The sequence below is a fragment of the Salmonella sp. SG203 genome (assembly GCF_013350575.1).
In the GTDB taxonomy this organism is placed as follows: Bacteria; Pseudomonadota; Gammaproteobacteria; order Enterobacterales; family Enterobacteriaceae; genus Salmonella; species Salmonella enterica.
The window spans coordinates 280811-298100 of record NZ_SNMT01000003.1 but is presented as its reverse complement, the minus strand read 5'-3'; the positions used below and the strand labels follow the sequence as shown (position 1 = coordinate 298100).

Genomic DNA, 17290 nt, shown 5'->3' with positions numbered 1-17290 from the left:
CAATTATTAAAAATAAAAAAGAACCAGAAGAAAATTAAAAAATGACTTACCCACCATATTGGCCATTGTTAAAATCAAAGTAATCCCCCGTAAAAGCTGGAACTTTTTATTTCTCATAGACGAGAATTTATATATTATGATATAATACGGCAGAAAAACATGCAGGTTATTAATCTGCCATTAATGTAAATAATTCTTTGAGGAGATGTTTCCAGTGGGACGTAAATGGGCAAATATTGTTGCTAAAAAAACGGCTAAAGACGGTGCAACGTCTAAAGTATATGCAAAATTTGGTGTAGAAATCTATGCTGCGGCTAAACAAGGTGAACCAGACCCGGAATCAAACTCAGCTTTAAAATTCGTTATTGAACGTGCGAAACAAGCACAGGTTCCAAAACATGTTATTGATAAAGCCATTGATAAAGCCAAAGGTGGCGGAGATGAAACGTTCGTGCAAGGGCGTTATGAAGGCTTTGGACCCAATGGTTCAATGGTTATCGCTGAAACGTTGACGTCTAATGTTAACCGTACGATTGCTAATATCCGCACAATTTTTAATAAAAAAGGCGGGAATATCGGAGCGGCAGGTGCTGTCAGCTATATGTTTGACAATACTGGAGTGATTGTATTTAAAGGAACAGACCCTGACCATATTTTTGAAATTTTGCTTGATGCTGAAGTTGATGTTCGTGATGTAACCGAAGAAGAAGGGAACATCGTTATTTATACTGAAGCTACAGACCTGCATAAAGGAATCGCAGCGCTAAAAGCAGCTGGAATTACTGAATTTTCAACAACAGAATTAGAAATGATTGCTCAATCAGAAGTTGAACTTTCACCAGAAGATTTAGAAATCTTTGAAGGACTTGTTGATGCCCTTGAAGATGATGATGATGTGCAAAAAGTATATCATAACGTTGCAAACCTCTAATTATAAATTAAACAAATCTGTCTCTATGGCAGATTTGTTTAATTTATAAAGCTGTTATAAAAAAGTCTATCTGGCCAGATATATAGATTTTTAAATTTACGTGTCTTATCACGACCTGATCTGACACATAGCTTTGAAAGATTGAGAGTTACCGGTTTTGATATAGTGTCGAATCCTTATATAAAACATGAGGTAATTTTCATGTTTCATACGACGAATCCCGTCAGCAAGCTAAGCAAAAGCCAGCAATATCGGGCTACTTACAATCTCCCTGTGCTCTTTAAGGCGCCGCGCCTTATAAATTCCGCTTGCGCTCATGATGGCTCATCTGGCGCTCTACGCGTCGATTGACCACAGGTGTGACTCCACCAGCGCGCTACAGACCATAGTGCGAGAACCGTGGCCGATTACTTTGATGCCTTTGATGTGGAGCTATTTTTAACAGATAACGTATACCACACTCAAAATACTCCCCCAGATCAATGCCCTCCTCTGAACACCTCTTTCCTATGCCATTCCACAAACCGCTCGCCCGGATAATTTTCTTTAACCGGGGGCAACGCGATCTCTTTCCCCGCAAAATCCCAGAACAACCGCTGTACCACTCCGCCACCATTCACCGCGTCGGAAACCACCACGCGCATATTTTCATCCAGGCCAATCGAACCGCGATCGAACGCTTTATGATGAATTGCGCACAACGCCAGGCCATTAGGCACTTCACAAGGACCATGATGCTGCTTCCATCTGATATGGGCTGCTTCAAGGGCTATAGGGGCGTTGTCGTGGCGCATATTGAAGCCGCAGACCGCACATTGATAATTGTAAGCTCGTAGCACCGCCTGGCGGAACTTCGGATCGCGTTGACGGAGAGAGGTGCGAATATCAAAACCCATCTCGTCAGCGATGTCTTCCTGAATACTGGTCGGGAAATGCGCCTCAAGGATCTGCTGCGCCAGCGTGTCGATTAGCTTACGTTTTTTTGTTACCAGCGCGAAATTGTCGACATCAAACCCACCAGCGACATTATATTCAATGAGTTCGCGCTTGGGCGGCTGGCGGCTACCGCTGGTTGAGCAGAATTCCGCGTTTTGCAATTCCCAGAAACCATCGCCCTTCAGACGCCAGAACGGCATATCCGGGCGCTGTTCACGGCGCTGTGGCCCATAGCGTTCCAGCAAATCCAGCAATTGCTCATGAATTTCAGAAGCATAATCAAACAGGCGATCGTGACCCTGCCGATAGTGCGAGAGGACACCGATATTTATTACTGTCGGCTTTACAAGGTATCGATCGATGAAAGAAACCACGGCCTGTCATGATGTACTGCTCAACCACTATCAGGCCTGTCTGGATGATTATACTCGCCCGGCTATCCTTCATGGTCAGTGCCAGCCCGAGATTATCCGCTGGCATACGCTGACGATGGTGATCTGCACACTGCCCTGTAGTGAGCTTGCCGAGCTGCTGCTCCCTGAAGGCCTCCAGCGCGTTCTCAATATCCCGACAACAGCACCAATAACAGTGGCGCAGGACATCAACAAAAACCTGATGCCGTTACTACTGCCGGGTGTGCTGCTCAGTGAATGCAAGCGACTGGGGATGCGTCGCCTCAGCAACAAGCTACAGTCATTGTTTCAACAATTCAGGGGGCCAGGGCTCAGAGAGCGGTTAACGCTGTTGTGCTGGTCTGAATTGGCAACAGGCATCGATCACAACGAATGGAAGGAGTTGCACCGGTTATCCACGGAATCGCTGATATCGTGGACAGATCAAAAGCTACAGGAATTCTGGGTGTTACAGCCACAAATTGAAGATTACATTGCTTTAATCTGATAGCGAGTATTGGCTGGGTGTCGTACCAAATGAGCTACGCCCATTCACACCGATAGCGCATCGGATAAATTGACTCCGTTCCACGCGGCATACAGACTTCTGATATGAATAAACCCGCCAGGACGGCGGGTTGGTTTTCAATAAAAATAGATCTGCGGCCGGTTCCCTGTGCGCCATAACAGGCCATCAGGGTCAGCTCCACGCAACACGCGAACCACGTTAATACGGTTTGCAGCACGACGTGGGCGTGTAGTCATTAGCCGCCTCCACCAGCCTGGCGATTTTGTTGCATCCCAGCGAGGTAGACTCGAAGTGTTGCGGTCACGGTAATGGATATAAGTAATCCCTTCACTGCTGAGATAGTTGATTCGATAATGTGGTAGCGGATTTCCATTCCGATCGCGATCTTTTCTGGTATTAAAATTGGACATAGGTAACTCCCGTTAAAGGTTGTTACCAATGCTCCTGTATATAACGCATATACCCTCTCAATCGGTGTAACGCAGGCGGGCTCTAACCTCCTGCCGGTTCATCCCATGATTTTTACGCTGATGCCCACACATCCAACAACTACACGAACAGGGAGTGTGGTAAACCATGCCAACATGCGTCGACGAACAACTTCTAGCATTATTATAATGCCTGCGCATTGCTTTCAAACGCCACTCATGGTGGCGGCGCTGGGCGCGTGTACGTGCCATTCTCGAAACTCCATCAATAACAGGGGCACAATGCCCTTGCTTATGAGTTCCGACCAATCGGTATAGCGCAATTTCATCCTTAGCCTCTTCATTAATATGCACATAACCGCATCAATGCTATCCATAACAGGGTAACCACGCAGCAACGCCAATTCGAACACAATAGGTTTATGCTTTTTCTTCAGACCGAAAAGCACCTGCAATACCATTTAGTCAATAGAGACATAGAACCAAAACCTTCAAACAGCTGCCTGGCCTCACCAATCTGTCCAGCGCAACAACCGCATAACCAGTGAACGTGAGTTTCGCATTCATGCCTCCACCAAACGGCTCAGATGCCTGGAGTTAATTTGGATTCAGTTTATTACACGCTCGGGTGATGTTGAGATAATCACCATATCGAACATCCCCCTACCGTTAACGACAGGAGGTATCAGCGTCATTCCCCCCCGGAGGTTAAAATAATAACACAGCAGCCACGAGCACTCTCAGATATGGAACCCTGCACGCAAAAAATCACGTAAAACATAAAAAAAACTATAAATTTTATTAAGCATTACGTAAAATATCACGTAACTCAATTCATTCGATTTTTACACGGATTACAGCATGGCTAGTGTTGATGCAGACTACTGCTACTCGTTTCCGGCTATACGTGGCATTCAGGCAGGTCGCCCTTTCTATATTGCCACATGCCCGATGCGCATCATACCCAAAATATTCAGCTTTGATGAAAATGACGTCCCTCCTGAGCTACGAGCACAACGCACGCTGAATAAATCACGCATCCCCGAAATGGTGCGTTATCTGCTGGAAAATCCAAAAGATTATGTGTTTTCAGCACTGACAGCGTCTATTGCCGTTGACGTTCAGTTTGATGAGTTCCCTAACTCCAACAACCTGGGGACGTTATGCGTGCCAATGGATGCACAAATTCTGATCAACGACGGTCAGCATCGCCGTAAAGCGATTGAAGACGCTTTGGATGCTCGCCCGGAGCTGGGCCAGGATAATATTCCGGTGTTGTTCTTTGTTGATGAAGGCTTAAAACGTAGCCAGCAGATGTTCGCCGATCTGAATAAATACGCCATTCGCCCCAGCCCGTCGCTGGCGTCTCTATACGATCATCGCGATGCCAGTTCAAATCTGGCACGTTATCTGGCGATGTCCATAGAGCCGTTTGTTGGGATGACAGAACTGGAAAAATCAGGCATCAGTCAGCGGTCGAATAAGTTATTTACGTTGAGCAGCATCAAGCAGGCTACCCGCGCATTGTTGGGTAAAGATCCCAAAGAGAACAACTTTGAGGAATGCACCCAAATAGCTACCCAATATTGGCAAGCTATTTTTAACGTGATGCCGGATTGGCAGCTAGCGGCTAAAAAAGAGGTTTCACCGGTTCAGTTACGACAAGATTATGTTCACGCTCATGGCATCGGATTGCAGGCACTTGGGCAACTGGGATATACCCTGCTAAAGGATTATCCTGAGCAATGGCCGGAGAAAATAGCTGCACTTAAAACTTTTAACTGGCGCAGAAACAACCCGGATCTCATCAAACGTGCGATGCAGCACGGCAAACTGAGTAAAACCAATACGGCGATCCAGCTCACCTGTAATGCGCTAAAAACCGCGCTCTCAATTCCCCTCACTCCTGAAGAACAGGAACTTGAAGCTCAAATGGTTGCCTCATGAGTAAATTAGTTCAGGCCTACGATTTGGCCGAATACGAAGATTTTATTAATCAGGAGCAGTTCGCTGGACGCCCTCTGGCCGAATATGTTGCTGAGGTTCAAAGAATTTATTGTGCGGATAAGCGTCCGTGGGTAATTGGCTATAGCGGCGGGAAAGATTCTTCTGCCGTGATCACGCTGGTGTATCTGGCCCTGCTTGGCCTGCCCCCGGAAATGCGCAGCAAAGATGTTTTTGTAGTGTCATCCGATACGCTGGTGGAAACACCTGTGGTAGTAGATTTAATTAAGAAAACGATGTTGCAGATTGAGGCAGGCGCAAAGCGTAATGGCCTGCCGATCACTCAACATGCGGTAACGCCTAAAACGAATGAAACCTTCTGGGTCAATTTACTGGGAAAAGGTTATCCGGCCCCAACCCGTAGTTTTCGCTGGTGTACCGAGCGTATGAAAATCAATCCGGTGAGCGACTTTATTAAAGATAAGGTCAGCCAGTTTGATGAAGTGATTGTTGTCCTCGGTTCACGTAGTAGCGAGAGCGCCTCCCGTGCGCAGGTCATCGCAAAGCACAAAATTGATGGCTCACGCCTGGCTCGGCATACCACGCTGGCAAATGCGTTTATCTATACCCCTATTGATACCTGGGATGTAGAAGACGTCTGGAAACTGCTGCGCGGCGCGTTCCGCTATGCTCCTGAAGATATCGACGAATGGGAAAGCCCGTGGGGTGGAAACAATCGTCCTCTGTGGACGTTGTATATGGATTCTTCCGCACAGGGTGAGTGTCCCCTGGTGATCGACGAAAGTACCCCCTCTTGCGGGAACTCTCGCTTTGGCTGCTGGACCTGTACCGTAGTCACCAAAGATAAAGCGATGGAAAGCCTGATCAAAAACGGCGAAGAGTGGATGTCGCCATTGCTGAAATATCGTGATCTGCTGGCGTTTACCACCGATCCGGCGAATAAAGACACCTATCGCAACTATAAACGCCGCACCGGTAAGGTGAGCTATCAGTACGCTAAAGACGGCGAAGATCGCAGTGCAGAGCGTAAGCATGTTCCTGGCCCCTACTGGCTCAAATACCGCCAGCAGTGGTTAAAAGACTTACTGGAAATTGAGCGTGATTTAAACGCCCAGGGCCACACGATTACGTTAATTACCCAGCCGGAGCTGCACGCTATCCGTCAGGAGTGGTTGAAAGATCCTAACGAGCCAGACTGGCACGACACATTGCCGGAGATTTACCGTGAGGTATATCAGCAGAATCTGAATTGGGTGGTTGACGATCAGTCGCGCTTTGATGCCAGCGATGCTGATTTGCTGGCGCAGATAACGCAAGGGTTCGACGTAGTACCTGAAATGGTGATGAAACTGATTGAACTGGAAACTTCGATGGAAGGGTTAAGTCGTCGTCAGGGGATTTTTGACAAGCTCGGCACAATTTTGAAGCAGGACTGGGGCAGCCTGGAAGAGATCCAGCAGCAACAAGCAACGCTGCAAAAACGCAACGATCGGGATATTCATCAGGACGAAGTTGAAAAGCTGGAAGCTGAACTTCAGACTTTACAGCGCAGAATTATCGATGCGGGCGAATCGTCTGTGCTTATCGATGAGGAAAATGAACGTGCTCATTAAGCAACTGGTATTACATAATTTTCGCGTATTTTGCGGCACACACACCATCGATCTGGCTCCCAGAAAGCGCCCGCATGAAGTCAACCCTCGCCCGATAGTGCTATTTGGTGGTTTAAATGGTGCAGGGAAAACATCTATTTTGTCGGCAATTCGGCTGGCACTGTATGGGCGTTTAGCGTTTGGCCCGGCAATGCAGCAACAGGAGTATGTTGAACAACTCGGGGCACTGGTGCACAACGGGACGTATACAGCAGAGCGCCCGGATGAGGCCGCAGTAGAACTGACCTTTACCTACAACCAAAACGGCCATGAGACTGAATTCACCGTCACGCGTAGCTGGAAGAAAGGAAAGAAAGATCGTCTCTCTTTGCAGCAGGATGGACAACCGCGTAGTGAACTCAGTTATGACCAGTGCCAGGGATTTTTGAATGAATTAATTCCTCACGGTGTCGCCGATCTTTTCTTTTTTGATGGAGAGAAGATTGCAGAGCTAGCGGAAGATGAATCCGGCAATATTCTGCGTACAGCGGTGCGTCGTTTGTTGGGACTGGATCTGATCGCCAGACTGCAAAATGATCTGATGATTTTTGTCAAACGCCAGCAAACCGCCCAGTTGGGTGGCTCCCAGCAACAGCAGGTTGAAGCGCTTGAGGCAAAGATTAAAACGCTTGCCGGTCAGGCAGAGAAATTGTTGGAAGAAGCCGATTTCGTCAACTCGCGGATCGAATTTTTATCCCAGGACATTATTCGCCATGAGGGATTGTTAAATGCGCAGGGCGGCGCATTTGCCCAGACCAAAGCACAGGAAAAACAGAAAGTTGAAACGCTGTTAAAAGAAAAAGAGCGTCTGGAAAAAGCGTTACGACAGGAATGCGATGGATCGTTGCCCTATGCGCTAGCGCCTAATACGTTGTCGCGGTTGCTGGAAAAAATTGCCAATGAAGCGCAGATCAAGCAGGCGAAAATTTTTGAGACAGAGTTAAATCAATTTTTAACTCAACTCAAAAATGATATCGCGTTCCGTTCCAGCAGTGAGAGTAGTACCAGAGCCATTGCTACCGAAGCGATTACCAATAATTTGGACGCATATATGGCAACCAAACCAAAAGGTGATTTGCTGTTTGATATTTCTGAACGTGAAGCCGGTATGCTCCAGCAGTCCATTGAGCAGGACAGCAAAAAAGCATGGCAGCGTTTTGATATTTACCGCCATCAATTAGCGGATATTGAACAACAGCTGGAGCAAGCCGCAGCTAATATTGCTCGCGCCCCGGAAGACGAGCAGTTAATGGATCTCTTTGCAGCATTACGCGATCTCGATCATAAGCGTGAAAAACTGCGGCAAAAATATCGCTCATTGCTGGAAGAGGCTAAACGAACGAAACAGCAACAACTGGACTGTGTTCGTCAGGTGCAGAAAGCACATGACATCACCCGTAGCCAACATGGTTTGAGCAGCGCATTTAAAAATGCGCAGGAGACCATTAACCTGCTCGATTACTACAGTGATGTGTTAACGCAGGCGCGAGTGAAAAAGTTATCTGCAAACTTTGAAATTGCCTACCACAAACTTGCTCGTAAAGAGGATTTACAGCTTAATGCGCACATAAATCCACAGACATTTGATGTTGAACTGGTGGATGAAAAGGGTTCGGTGATTAATCGTAAGTTGCTTTCTGCGGGTGAAAAGCAGATTTATGCGATTGCCATTCTTGAGGCGCTAGCAAAAACTTCTGGGCGTGATTTCCCGGTGATTATTGATACACCGCTGGGGCGTCTGGATTCTCAGCACCGGGATAAGTTGATTAATCATTATTTCCCGGAGGCCAGCCATCAGGTAGTGCTGCTATCCACCGATACTGAAGTGGACGAGCGTTATTTCGTCGATCGACTGCGTGATGATATTTCTCATGCTTATGAGATTGTGTTTAATGCACATACCAAATCATCTGCGCTGAAACCCGGTTATTTCTGGGAACTAACCAAGGAGGCTATCTGATGCTCCCGAATCGAATGGCGCTTAGTCGTCAGACTGAAGACCAGCTCAAGAAGTTAAAAGGATATACTGGGATTACGCCCAATGTCGCGGCTCGACTGGCATTTTTCCGCTCGGTGGAGAGTGAATTTCGCTATTCGCTTGAGCGGGATAATAAGAAGCTGGATGGCTCGCTGGTACTGGATAAAATTACGTGGCTGGGGGAAACACTGCAAGCTACGGAACTGGTGTTAAAGATGCTTTATCCGCAATTGGATCAGAGGGCGATGATTAAGGCGTGGGCGGCGCATGTTGAGGATGGGATTGCGGTACTTAGAAATCACCGTAGCTTACTAAGTTTTATACAAGCAATAAATTAAAAATGGCCCCCAGTCTTCTAATGGTGATTAGATGACTGGGGCCTATTTATTTACCCATTGTACTTTCGATTAAAAAATCATATATTTTCTTCTTGCCAACGCTTGTTGATTGATATACTTCCTTTTTTGTAAATTCTTTAGGGTCTATTCCATTTAAAGACTGACATAAAGAGTTTAAATTAATAATTGTTATCGCATCCATATCCAACAGTTTTTTTCGCAGGAATTGGAATAAAGCAGATATACCTATAGCCCTAATAAGAACAGTTTTTTCCGCTATGCAATCCTCAGTCCAAAAAATATCATTGACAGATTTAAAAAATATATTCAACACCTGTTCTATAGCTCTATCATTACCCTCGATATAAATTGCCCGCAATGGGCTAATATCATTAACATTCTCATTCAACAGCCGCTTCCGTCCTTTTTCACTATTTTTTGAGTTTGTGGCATTAATCGTATAACGATCTGAACGTGGGTTTTTAGATATTAAAGACAATACACCATCAATGAAGACAGATGAGGAAACAGACCAATCTCTTTCGATCTCTTCATGCAGGACTCTATTCTTTAACCTATTAAAAAATGGAGAATCCTCTGCGTTGTTGAATTTTTCACTGAAATATACAGCAAGTAAATCCGGAGGCCAATATTCCCGAGATATATCATCAAGTGAATAACCAAAAAGTCTATATGCTAAACTTTTAGGTACTTTTTGCTGATTAAAATTAATTGTTGAAAATATTGATGCCTGTCCTGATGGTGGTAAAGCATCATAGATTGAACAAGGTAACTGGATGCTTTTATTATTTGAATAACGAAAACCAAGCAATCTGTGTTGCCCATCGATAATAGAACATAATTTTAAATTTATGTTTGGTATTATTATTTTATATAAGACATCATCAATACGCTCAAAGCGCCATTTATTCTCCTCTACAGTAGGAGTATCATCCGCCTCATAATTCACTGACAATATTATTGAGTTAGGGAATGCAGCCTCATCAGAATCAATGAATTTAGCTATATCTAAAGCTCTTGGTGTCGATTCCTTTCGCTGAACACCTGTTATTTCACCGTCTTCCATTTGAGCCTGGTTAACGTAGGTACACTTCAACAGATTTTCGGCCGAAATAGCAGCCTGGAAAAAATCACCATATGGTTGGGAAACTTTAAAAGCATAAATTTCGATTTCTTCTGACATTTTATAACCCCGCACCAGGTTCATCATCATTCTTTCTTATTTCTAATTCTTTTTTCACCGTATCATCAGGTTTAGTTGGGGCATCAAAATCTGATTTTGCAACAGTAATAGAAAACCACAGAAGCAATGTTATCAAAAATGATACTATTAGTGCAAAATTAACATTATTTTTCAACCCATAAAATGAAAAAACGAATGATATAAACCATAACAATACTGAAAATGATATTCTTACCTGTTTACGATATTTATCAACTAATGTTGGAGCTAACTCGTCTTCTCTTGATAGATTTTCAGCAGCAAGAACACCTAGTGTGGCAATAATAAAAGAGAAAATAGAAAAACCTACTTGGCTCGAATCCCCCAAAAAAAGTGGGCCGATCCATATGCCGCATGTAGACACAGAAAGCGTAACTATCGATATAAAAACAAACTTCGGTTGTATAATCCTAGGATATAGATCTTTAATATCTGCTCCTAGATTCCGCCAGTGAATAGTGTCATCTTTTAACATCATCCCCCCCTTAAAGTTTAATAAAAATCAATCTCAAAAACTTAATTCCCAAAACGCCCGGTCACGCATCTTCTTAACCTGCTTGTCCCCATCAACATACAGACTAAAATGCTTCTCAAGCTGCCGAATCTGCCCCATCAAAGACTCCTGATCACCTTTATCATCAACGTTAAACACCGCCTTGATATCTGCATTCCTAATCTCAGAAACACGATGGATCACCCAAGTTAAAATATAGGAGGCATAATTATTTTCCCCGGTCTTAAAGTGAGTGATCTCTTGCGTTGACAGGATCGCACCAACGCCATACTCACGGCCTTCTTTAAGGATCTTACGTAGACTGGAAAAATCCTGACGCATAAAGTTATCGGCTTCGTCCACCAGAATCATTTTAGTGAGCTGACGATAATCCCCCCGCACCACCGGTTTACCGCGCTTTTGCATCTGCGCGTAAAACAGATCCAGTGTCAGGGCTACCACCAGATTTTGAATTTCTTGTGAATAACCAGCTAACTCAATAACAGTGACGCCATCAACCAGATCATACAAACTGGTCATTTTCTCGGGATTTGTTTCAAATATCTGGAAACCTGCCAGGTTATAAAGTGCAGCGTACAATGAATCTTCGTCTACTTTATCTTGAGCCAGATACTGTTGCCACACATCTTCAATGGTCGGTGCCACACGATTCCATGTTGCTCGATCATGAGGCACTATTCCTGCTAAGTCATAGCACTCCATTATTAGTGTAACCAGCTTCATGCGTTGTTTTACGCCAAGGTTGTAGGCTTTACCCATCGTTTCAGCAAATGCCATAGCCGTATGCCTGGGTAACATCGGCATATCACCAAATAACGATAAGGGGTTGTAAGGCAACAAAGATAGCTGATACTTTTTAGCCCCTGTAGCATCCAGGAAAGCCTCATCCACATAGTCTGATTTGTAGTCGAAGATCAGCAAACCAATAGGCTTGCCATCAACGTTACAGGACTGATTACGCATCAACTGTGTGACCAGCGATTTAGTAAACTGGGTTTTCCCGGTGCCCATTGTTCCAATAATACCGGTATTGGTATTCATGAACTTCGCGGTGTTGGTTGGCTCCCAATACAATGGGCTCTGGCGCGCAACGTCATGACCAAACAGGATCTGTAATGGTGTATCGCTAATATCAGGAGTCACCACTGATACAGCGGGCTGTAACGACCCCGGTTCCGAAATGGACTGTGCAGTAGTCGGCGTTGTGACTCCTACCACGGCTTCGGGTTGTGACGGAGTGGCATCACACACTGGCTTAAGCCGATATTTTTCCGGCACCCGATGACGTTCCGCCAGCGGTGGTTCATCCCCCTGCGCAGCGATCAGCGACGGTAGCAGTGAATAAGGGATTTCGATCTGTAAGATATTCTCCACCGTCTCTTTATAAGAGGGAGCAAAGCAGGTTGCGCTGTCCACATGCGCCACGACGATGCCGTCCACATAGTCGGCCAATTCACCTAACTGATAGTCTCCCGTTAACCACCATTCACGTCGATCCAGCAAGGGAGCCAGTTTGTCGCTGTCCAGCACACCATACAGACGCAGTTTCTCCACCTGCATCAGCACCTGACGAATAAAGAGCGCCCGGTACAGCTGTGATGCCAGCGTCTGTGGTTCCAGAATGTCCTGCTGTAAGTAGCGTTTCAACTCACGAGCCTGTTGGCCTGCATAGCTGTAGTCCGGTCGCGCCCCAGTTTTAACTTCCAGCGGCAACAGATAGAGGCGGTCTTCTTTGAATCCCACAAAGAGTACATCATCAGAGATCGCACCTTTACGATAACCCTGTAAATTTCTCGATAAATCAGTCTCTTTCATTTTCAGCCCGACATTGCCGGACACGCGGATCATTTCGGCCACCGATAGCGGAATCCAGCAAATATCGGACTGGTGCAACATGGATTGCACAAACTTATACGCGCCTATAATGCCGTGTTTCTCTTTACGCTCCCTTTCACTGGAGCGCAGCATTTTCAGCAGCCATTCACCGTTAAAGGCATTAAATTCAGCCAGCAAATGCTGACTATCAACAGCAGGTTGCCCTGACTGGCTTCCGGTCTGGAGCAACCGCAGGAACAAATCAACCTGCTTCGTGACGGTGACGGCATCGTAGCCTGCGCAACTGGTGTACTGGTCAGAATAGTGGATAAGCACCACATCTTTCTGACTGGTGAAAAAGTCGAGGGTGACTTTAGGATCAATGATGGTGGTCCAGAGCGCACTATTGTAAGAGTAATTGAGCAGCTGTTTAAAATTGCCACTCACGGCCAGGCCGATCCCTTGTCCATGATACTGGCTGTTGCTTTGACGTGCGGGTTGCCACAGGCAGCCGATTAGTCTGGCAAGACGCAGGGCGCAATAAGACTCAGTATCCACATCTCGCAGTCCAAAGGCGGTAAAGTAAGCATCCCCCTGCGTTTCGGCACCTTCCCCAGCGATCAACCCATGACACAATACCCCGCTGGATGCATCTTCAATGCGGATCTGGCGGCAATCCACAGGTGCTATATTGGTGAAAAATGCCAGATGCGCATAGGCCAGCTTGTCGCTTTCTGACGGCAGGACAAACTTGCTGAACGTTAACCGGCTACGCAGCAGGTCAATCAGCATATCGGCTTCTGCCCGCCATACGCCGCTGTTCAGATCGAGATCGTTTTTAAGCTGCTCATAGCTACCACTTTCGGCAAAATGATCGAACATATTGGGTAGCAAACGTTCATCGTAGCAGTTCACATGCACCGAAATAGCGTGCTCTTTTTCTTGCTTAAAATATTCTACTAATCCCAGAAACAGTTCTTTGGCATTCCCTTGATTAATGGCATTGATAATCAACGCACTGTTTTCAGCGCTCTGGAACAACCGGGCGTAAGCGTCCGTGAACTCATTGAGTTTGTCTTTTACCAGACGTTTAACGTAGTCATGGCTGACCTGCCGCTGGGGAACCGCGTCAATCCAGAAGCGGTTTTCTTCCACCGGCTGTAGTTGCGCGTATTCATGCTCATTGTGGTAAACAAACGGCATTAATCCGGAAACCATCAGGCGATCAAGAGTGATCGGCGGTAGTGTGGCAAATGAAGCCGAATCGTTCTGTTCCGACTCCGCAACGATAGCTTCTGCCAGTTGTAGATGGTAGGCCAGCACTAATGGGTGCAGTGGTGAGAGACGCTCATGGCTATCATTGCGGCAGATCCCCAGATGGAGAAGACGTTTCTCCTGCGCTGTCAGCGCTCTGCTCAGGCCGATTTGCTGGAGTGACTGTTCAAACGTAGTAACAATGTAGCTGACCAGTGTGCGATATTCCGCTGACCACGACACCAGACTCGGCAGGGTGTTACGACGATGATAGTAGGCAAATAGCTGCTCATAAGCGTTATGGAGATCGGGGTAGCTGGCAAGAAGTTCATCCAGCGCAAACACGCTATCGTCACTTCCCGTACCCAGCAGACGTTGCTCAATTAATGAGGCTTCCAGTATCAACAACTGCTGGCGTACACCGACAACCTTGTGTTCAGTATTATCGAGTATGATGCGCCCTTTTAGTCGGTTCCAGGTTGCATTGCCCTCTTCTTTGAACAACTTATTGAAACGACTTTGGTCAAAAAGCAACGGTAGCGTTAGCCCTTCTTCTGCTCCCGGTCCCTCGATGTTAAACGACAGACGGGAATCACCGGAAACGAGCGCAAACTGAACCAGATCACTTTGATTCGCCAGCGTCTCAAAATTCACCTGAGCATAATGCTGGCAGTCGATGTCTTCGCTCTCATCATCCAACGTACAGGTCAGGTTGCCAGACTCGGCAATACGCAGCGTGTTATCTTCCAGTTGCAGGGTTATTTGATCTTTACCTGGCTCAACACGGTAGCAGTGCTGAATATCGTTTAGCCAGAATTGCCCCTGCTCGACCAACAACAGGCGAAATTTATACTCTTCGGCTGAATTATTGCGGTTGGTCAGCTCAAGACTAAAGAAGCAGGGATGCCCGTCAAAAGGCACCGACGCCATAATGCGGGAAGTCTTGCCGCCCGCCCGGCTGGTACGCCAGAAAGGTGCATTCTTTAATTGGCGATTATGAGCAATCTTTATCTGGTTATCCTGAAGATCATTACCCTGAAAACAGAACTCCAGCTCAGCCTTTGATTGCCCTGGCTGCACCTGGACCAGCAGGCTGATGTCACGTTTGCCTGCCTTACTGGCGCTTTTCGCCCGTTGCCAAACCTCGCCGTTTTCGACGGAGACGTTCTCCAGCACCAGTTTTTGTTCACTGTTCTGCTCTTTCTCTTTCCTATAGTCGGAGAAATCGAGCTCACGCCAGTCATCTTTATCGTAAAAATGCTCCTGAATGAATTTTGTACTAAACTCAGGCAACACATTCTCCAGCTGTCCGCTGTAGCGTTCAACGCAGTCTTCTATCTGGCGATATAATTTCCGGTTTTCATTCAGTCGGGTGCGTAGCTGCTTCTGGCTATAGTTCAGTAGTTCATCATCTTTAAACAAATGAAGCTCGGAGAAATCCAGATTGCCATCATCCAGCAAGCGATACAGCGACGAGAAACCAAAGACAGTAGCGCCTTCATCCAGTACCGTCGCCAGTTGATCCTCCAGCAAACAGCGGGACAATTCTGAACGGTTACTGCCAGTGGTAATGAGCTTTTCCAGTTGATGACTGAAAGTTTGTGGGTACCAGATAGCATCCGGCGCTGCCACGTCTTTCGTGCTGTTAATCAGGGTATCGAGCATACTGTTGTGAATAATCAACAGTGCTGTTTGGGCAAAAACGCCGCTGCGCCCTGCAACTTCATCGCGCAAATGAGAAATGTAGTTTTCTGTGAATGCTGGAGCCTCGGCACCGTGCAGTACAGGAATAAGCTGAACACCATTGCAGAGGAGGCAATCAATATATTGCCCTGGCGCAATTTCCAACTGATTGCCGTTCGCCAGAGAGACGAATGCTTCCCAGAGTTTTAGGGCATTATCGGGATCGGGAGATTTGAACTGGTAGCGCTCGCCGGGCTGAATGATGCCACCTACCCATTCAATAAAGGTTTCTGCCAGATAGGTTTCATACTGTTTTACGGACATACACGGCGTCTCCACTATCACTCATTCGCTCTACATTTCCCATGCGTTCATAAAACGCCACCAGCGTTTGCGCCGATTGATTATCCAGATAAAAACCGCGCTGTTCAAAACCACGCAACAGTTCGTGCAGGCGGAGTTTGTCATTTTTGCCCACGGTGAGGTTGGTCAGCAACAGAAGACGATCCTGATTCAGCACCAGCACTTTCCCTGCCCGACCGCGCACTTGAATGAAGTCAGTGCAAATCTGGTTTTCCAGCTCCTTAATGTAGTTCTTATTTATATCCGCGCGGTTAGTTTTTTTATCCTGGAATTGCTCTACGGCAACGGATAATAGCTGTTTGAAAGCACTTTCCAGGTTTGTTGCGCGGTCACGAGCAGGAAGATCTCGTTCTTCCTTACTAATAAATTTCTGTATGTAATCATTAATCTCATCTAACACTTGATTTGGGGGACCCGAATAATTCAAACAATCCTGATATACCTGCCAGAGAGGGCGTTTTTTCTCCCCTTTTACCTGCAACACCTCCAGCGCGGAAAGTATCGGGAACAGTTTTTCGCTCTGGCTGGCGAACAGCTTATAGCCATAACGTTTCACCTTTTCCCGTTCGGAGCTGGCTTTTTCGCTATCAAGAATAAAAAACAGTGATTTGCTTTGTGGTTCACCGTCCTGCCAGTTGTCCAGATTGAGCGCCAGTTGAGCGCACCAGCTAAAGGCGTACAAACGTAGGGTGTTGGTCAATTCTTGTAAAAGGTATTGTGGGTGCTCCGCCAAAAACGCCAGATCGGACTGAAAACACGTGACCATATACGGAAGATAGGGTTGCTCTTCGGCAAAAGGTCCTTTCCCCAGCAATTTTATTTTTTCATTGAGCTTATTCAGCATTTGCTGCTCAATGAAGTTCAGTCTGTCCTGTATGGGGTAACGAAGGCTGAAATCGCCCATCAAATTGGCAAACAGCGTACCAAGACGTTTATCTGCCGTAGATCCCGCACTTATTTTTTCGCCCACAAACTGAGCGTGAAACAGTAAAAAAAGAGGGGATACACGGAAAATATCCTGACTGGAAAAATACATCCGTTCCAGCACCGACCAGAATGCAGGCTCATCAAGCAGCTCCTGCATATGTGTTTTACAATCTTCACGGAATTGGTCAGGATCGTAGGCTTCAATTTTACGTTTCAGCGCGTAGCTAAGGGCCAGTCCGGTGACGAATTGCCAGCTAATATCGTTGTTTTTATTGCGTACAGGCAGGTAACTATCCAGTTGATTGTTACCCACTTTTAACTCGGTTGCGATAGGATACATTC

The 17290-nt window shown here is 46.3% G+C and carries 10 protein-coding genes and 1 pseudogene; 6 read left to right on the top strand and 5 right to left on the bottom strand.

Annotated features, from left to right (window positions below; translation table 11 throughout):
- Positions 1-214 precede the first annotated feature (214 nt).
- Positions 215-931 (top strand): YebC/PmpR family DNA-binding transcriptional regulator, encoded by a 717-nt coding sequence (locus HV477_RS07425; RefSeq protein WP_000532939.1) that lies wholly within the window; start codon positions 215-217, stop codon positions 929-931.
- Between the two features lie 479 nt (positions 932-1410).
- On the opposite strand, the pseudogene HV477_RS07420 reads toward HV477_RS07425, so the two are convergent.
- Positions 1411-2190 (bottom strand): annotated as a pseudogene (locus HV477_RS07420) (phosphorothioated DNA-binding restriction endonuclease); the annotation flags it as partial.
- Between the two features lie 37 nt (positions 2191-2227).
- Here HV477_RS07420 and HV477_RS07415 point away from each other — a divergent pair.
- The 5 genes from HV477_RS07415 to dndE all read left to right on the top strand — a co-directional run bounded on the left by HV477_RS07415 (position 2228) and on the right by dndE (position 9149).
- Positions 2228-2767, top strand: coding sequence for a hypothetical protein (locus tag HV477_RS07415; RefSeq protein WP_023226996.1), 540 nt, complete (start codon positions 2228-2230; stop codon positions 2765-2767).
- A gap of 1310 nt (positions 2768-4077) precedes the next feature.
- Positions 4078-5163 (top strand): DNA sulfur modification protein DndB, encoded by a 1086-nt coding sequence (gene dndB / locus HV477_RS07410; protein WP_001520283.1) that lies wholly within the window; start codon positions 4078-4080, stop codon positions 5161-5163.
- Positions 5160-6794 (top strand): DNA phosphorothioation system sulfurtransferase DndC, encoded by a 1635-nt coding sequence (gene dndC, locus HV477_RS07405; RefSeq protein WP_079898724.1) that lies wholly within the window; start codon positions 5160-5162, stop codon positions 6792-6794. The genes dndB and dndC overlap by 4 nt, the downstream gene beginning before the upstream one ends.
- The gene (dndD, locus tag HV477_RS07400; protein WP_079898753.1) at positions 6784-8793 is read left to right on the top strand and encodes a DNA sulfur modification protein DndD; all 2010 of its coding nucleotides are present in this window, start codon (positions 6784-6786) and stop codon (positions 8791-8793) included. The genes dndC and dndD overlap by 11 nt, the downstream gene beginning before the upstream one ends.
- Positions 8793-9149: a DNA sulfur modification protein DndE gene (gene dndE / locus HV477_RS07395; RefSeq protein ID WP_023241006.1), complete on the top strand. Its 357-nt coding sequence runs from the start codon at positions 8793-8795 to the stop codon at positions 9147-9149. The genes dndD and dndE overlap by 1 nt, the downstream gene beginning before the upstream one ends.
- 46 nt (positions 9150-9195) lie before the next feature.
- On the opposite strand, the gene HV477_RS07390 is transcribed toward dndE, so the two are convergent.
- The 4 genes from HV477_RS07390 to dptG are packed head-to-tail and all read right to left on the bottom strand — an operon-like array spanning position 9196 to position 17288.
- On the bottom strand, positions 9196-10353 hold the full coding sequence (locus HV477_RS07390) for a DGQHR domain-containing protein (protein ID WP_071786425.1): 1158 nt from the start codon (positions 10351-10353) through the stop codon (positions 9196-9198).
- Between the two features lies 1 nt (position 10354).
- Positions 10355-10870, bottom strand: a complete 516-nt coding sequence (locus HV477_RS07385) for a hypothetical protein (protein ID WP_153274493.1) — start codon at positions 10868-10870, stop codon at positions 10355-10357.
- A gap of 30 nt (positions 10871-10900) precedes the next feature.
- Positions 10901-15982 carry a DNA phosphorothioation-dependent restriction protein DptH gene (gene dptH / locus HV477_RS07380; protein WP_079898725.1) on the bottom strand — a complete coding sequence of 1694 codons (5082 nt, stop codon included), beginning with the start codon at positions 15980-15982 and terminating at the stop codon, positions 10901-10903.
- Complete coding sequence (gene dptG / locus HV477_RS07375; protein WP_023212807.1) at positions 15963-17288, bottom strand: DNA phosphorothioation-dependent restriction protein DptG; 1326 nt, start codon at positions 17286-17288, stop codon at positions 15963-15965. The genes dptH and dptG overlap by 20 nt, the downstream gene beginning before the upstream one ends.
- Positions 17289-17290: the final 2 nt, after the last annotated feature.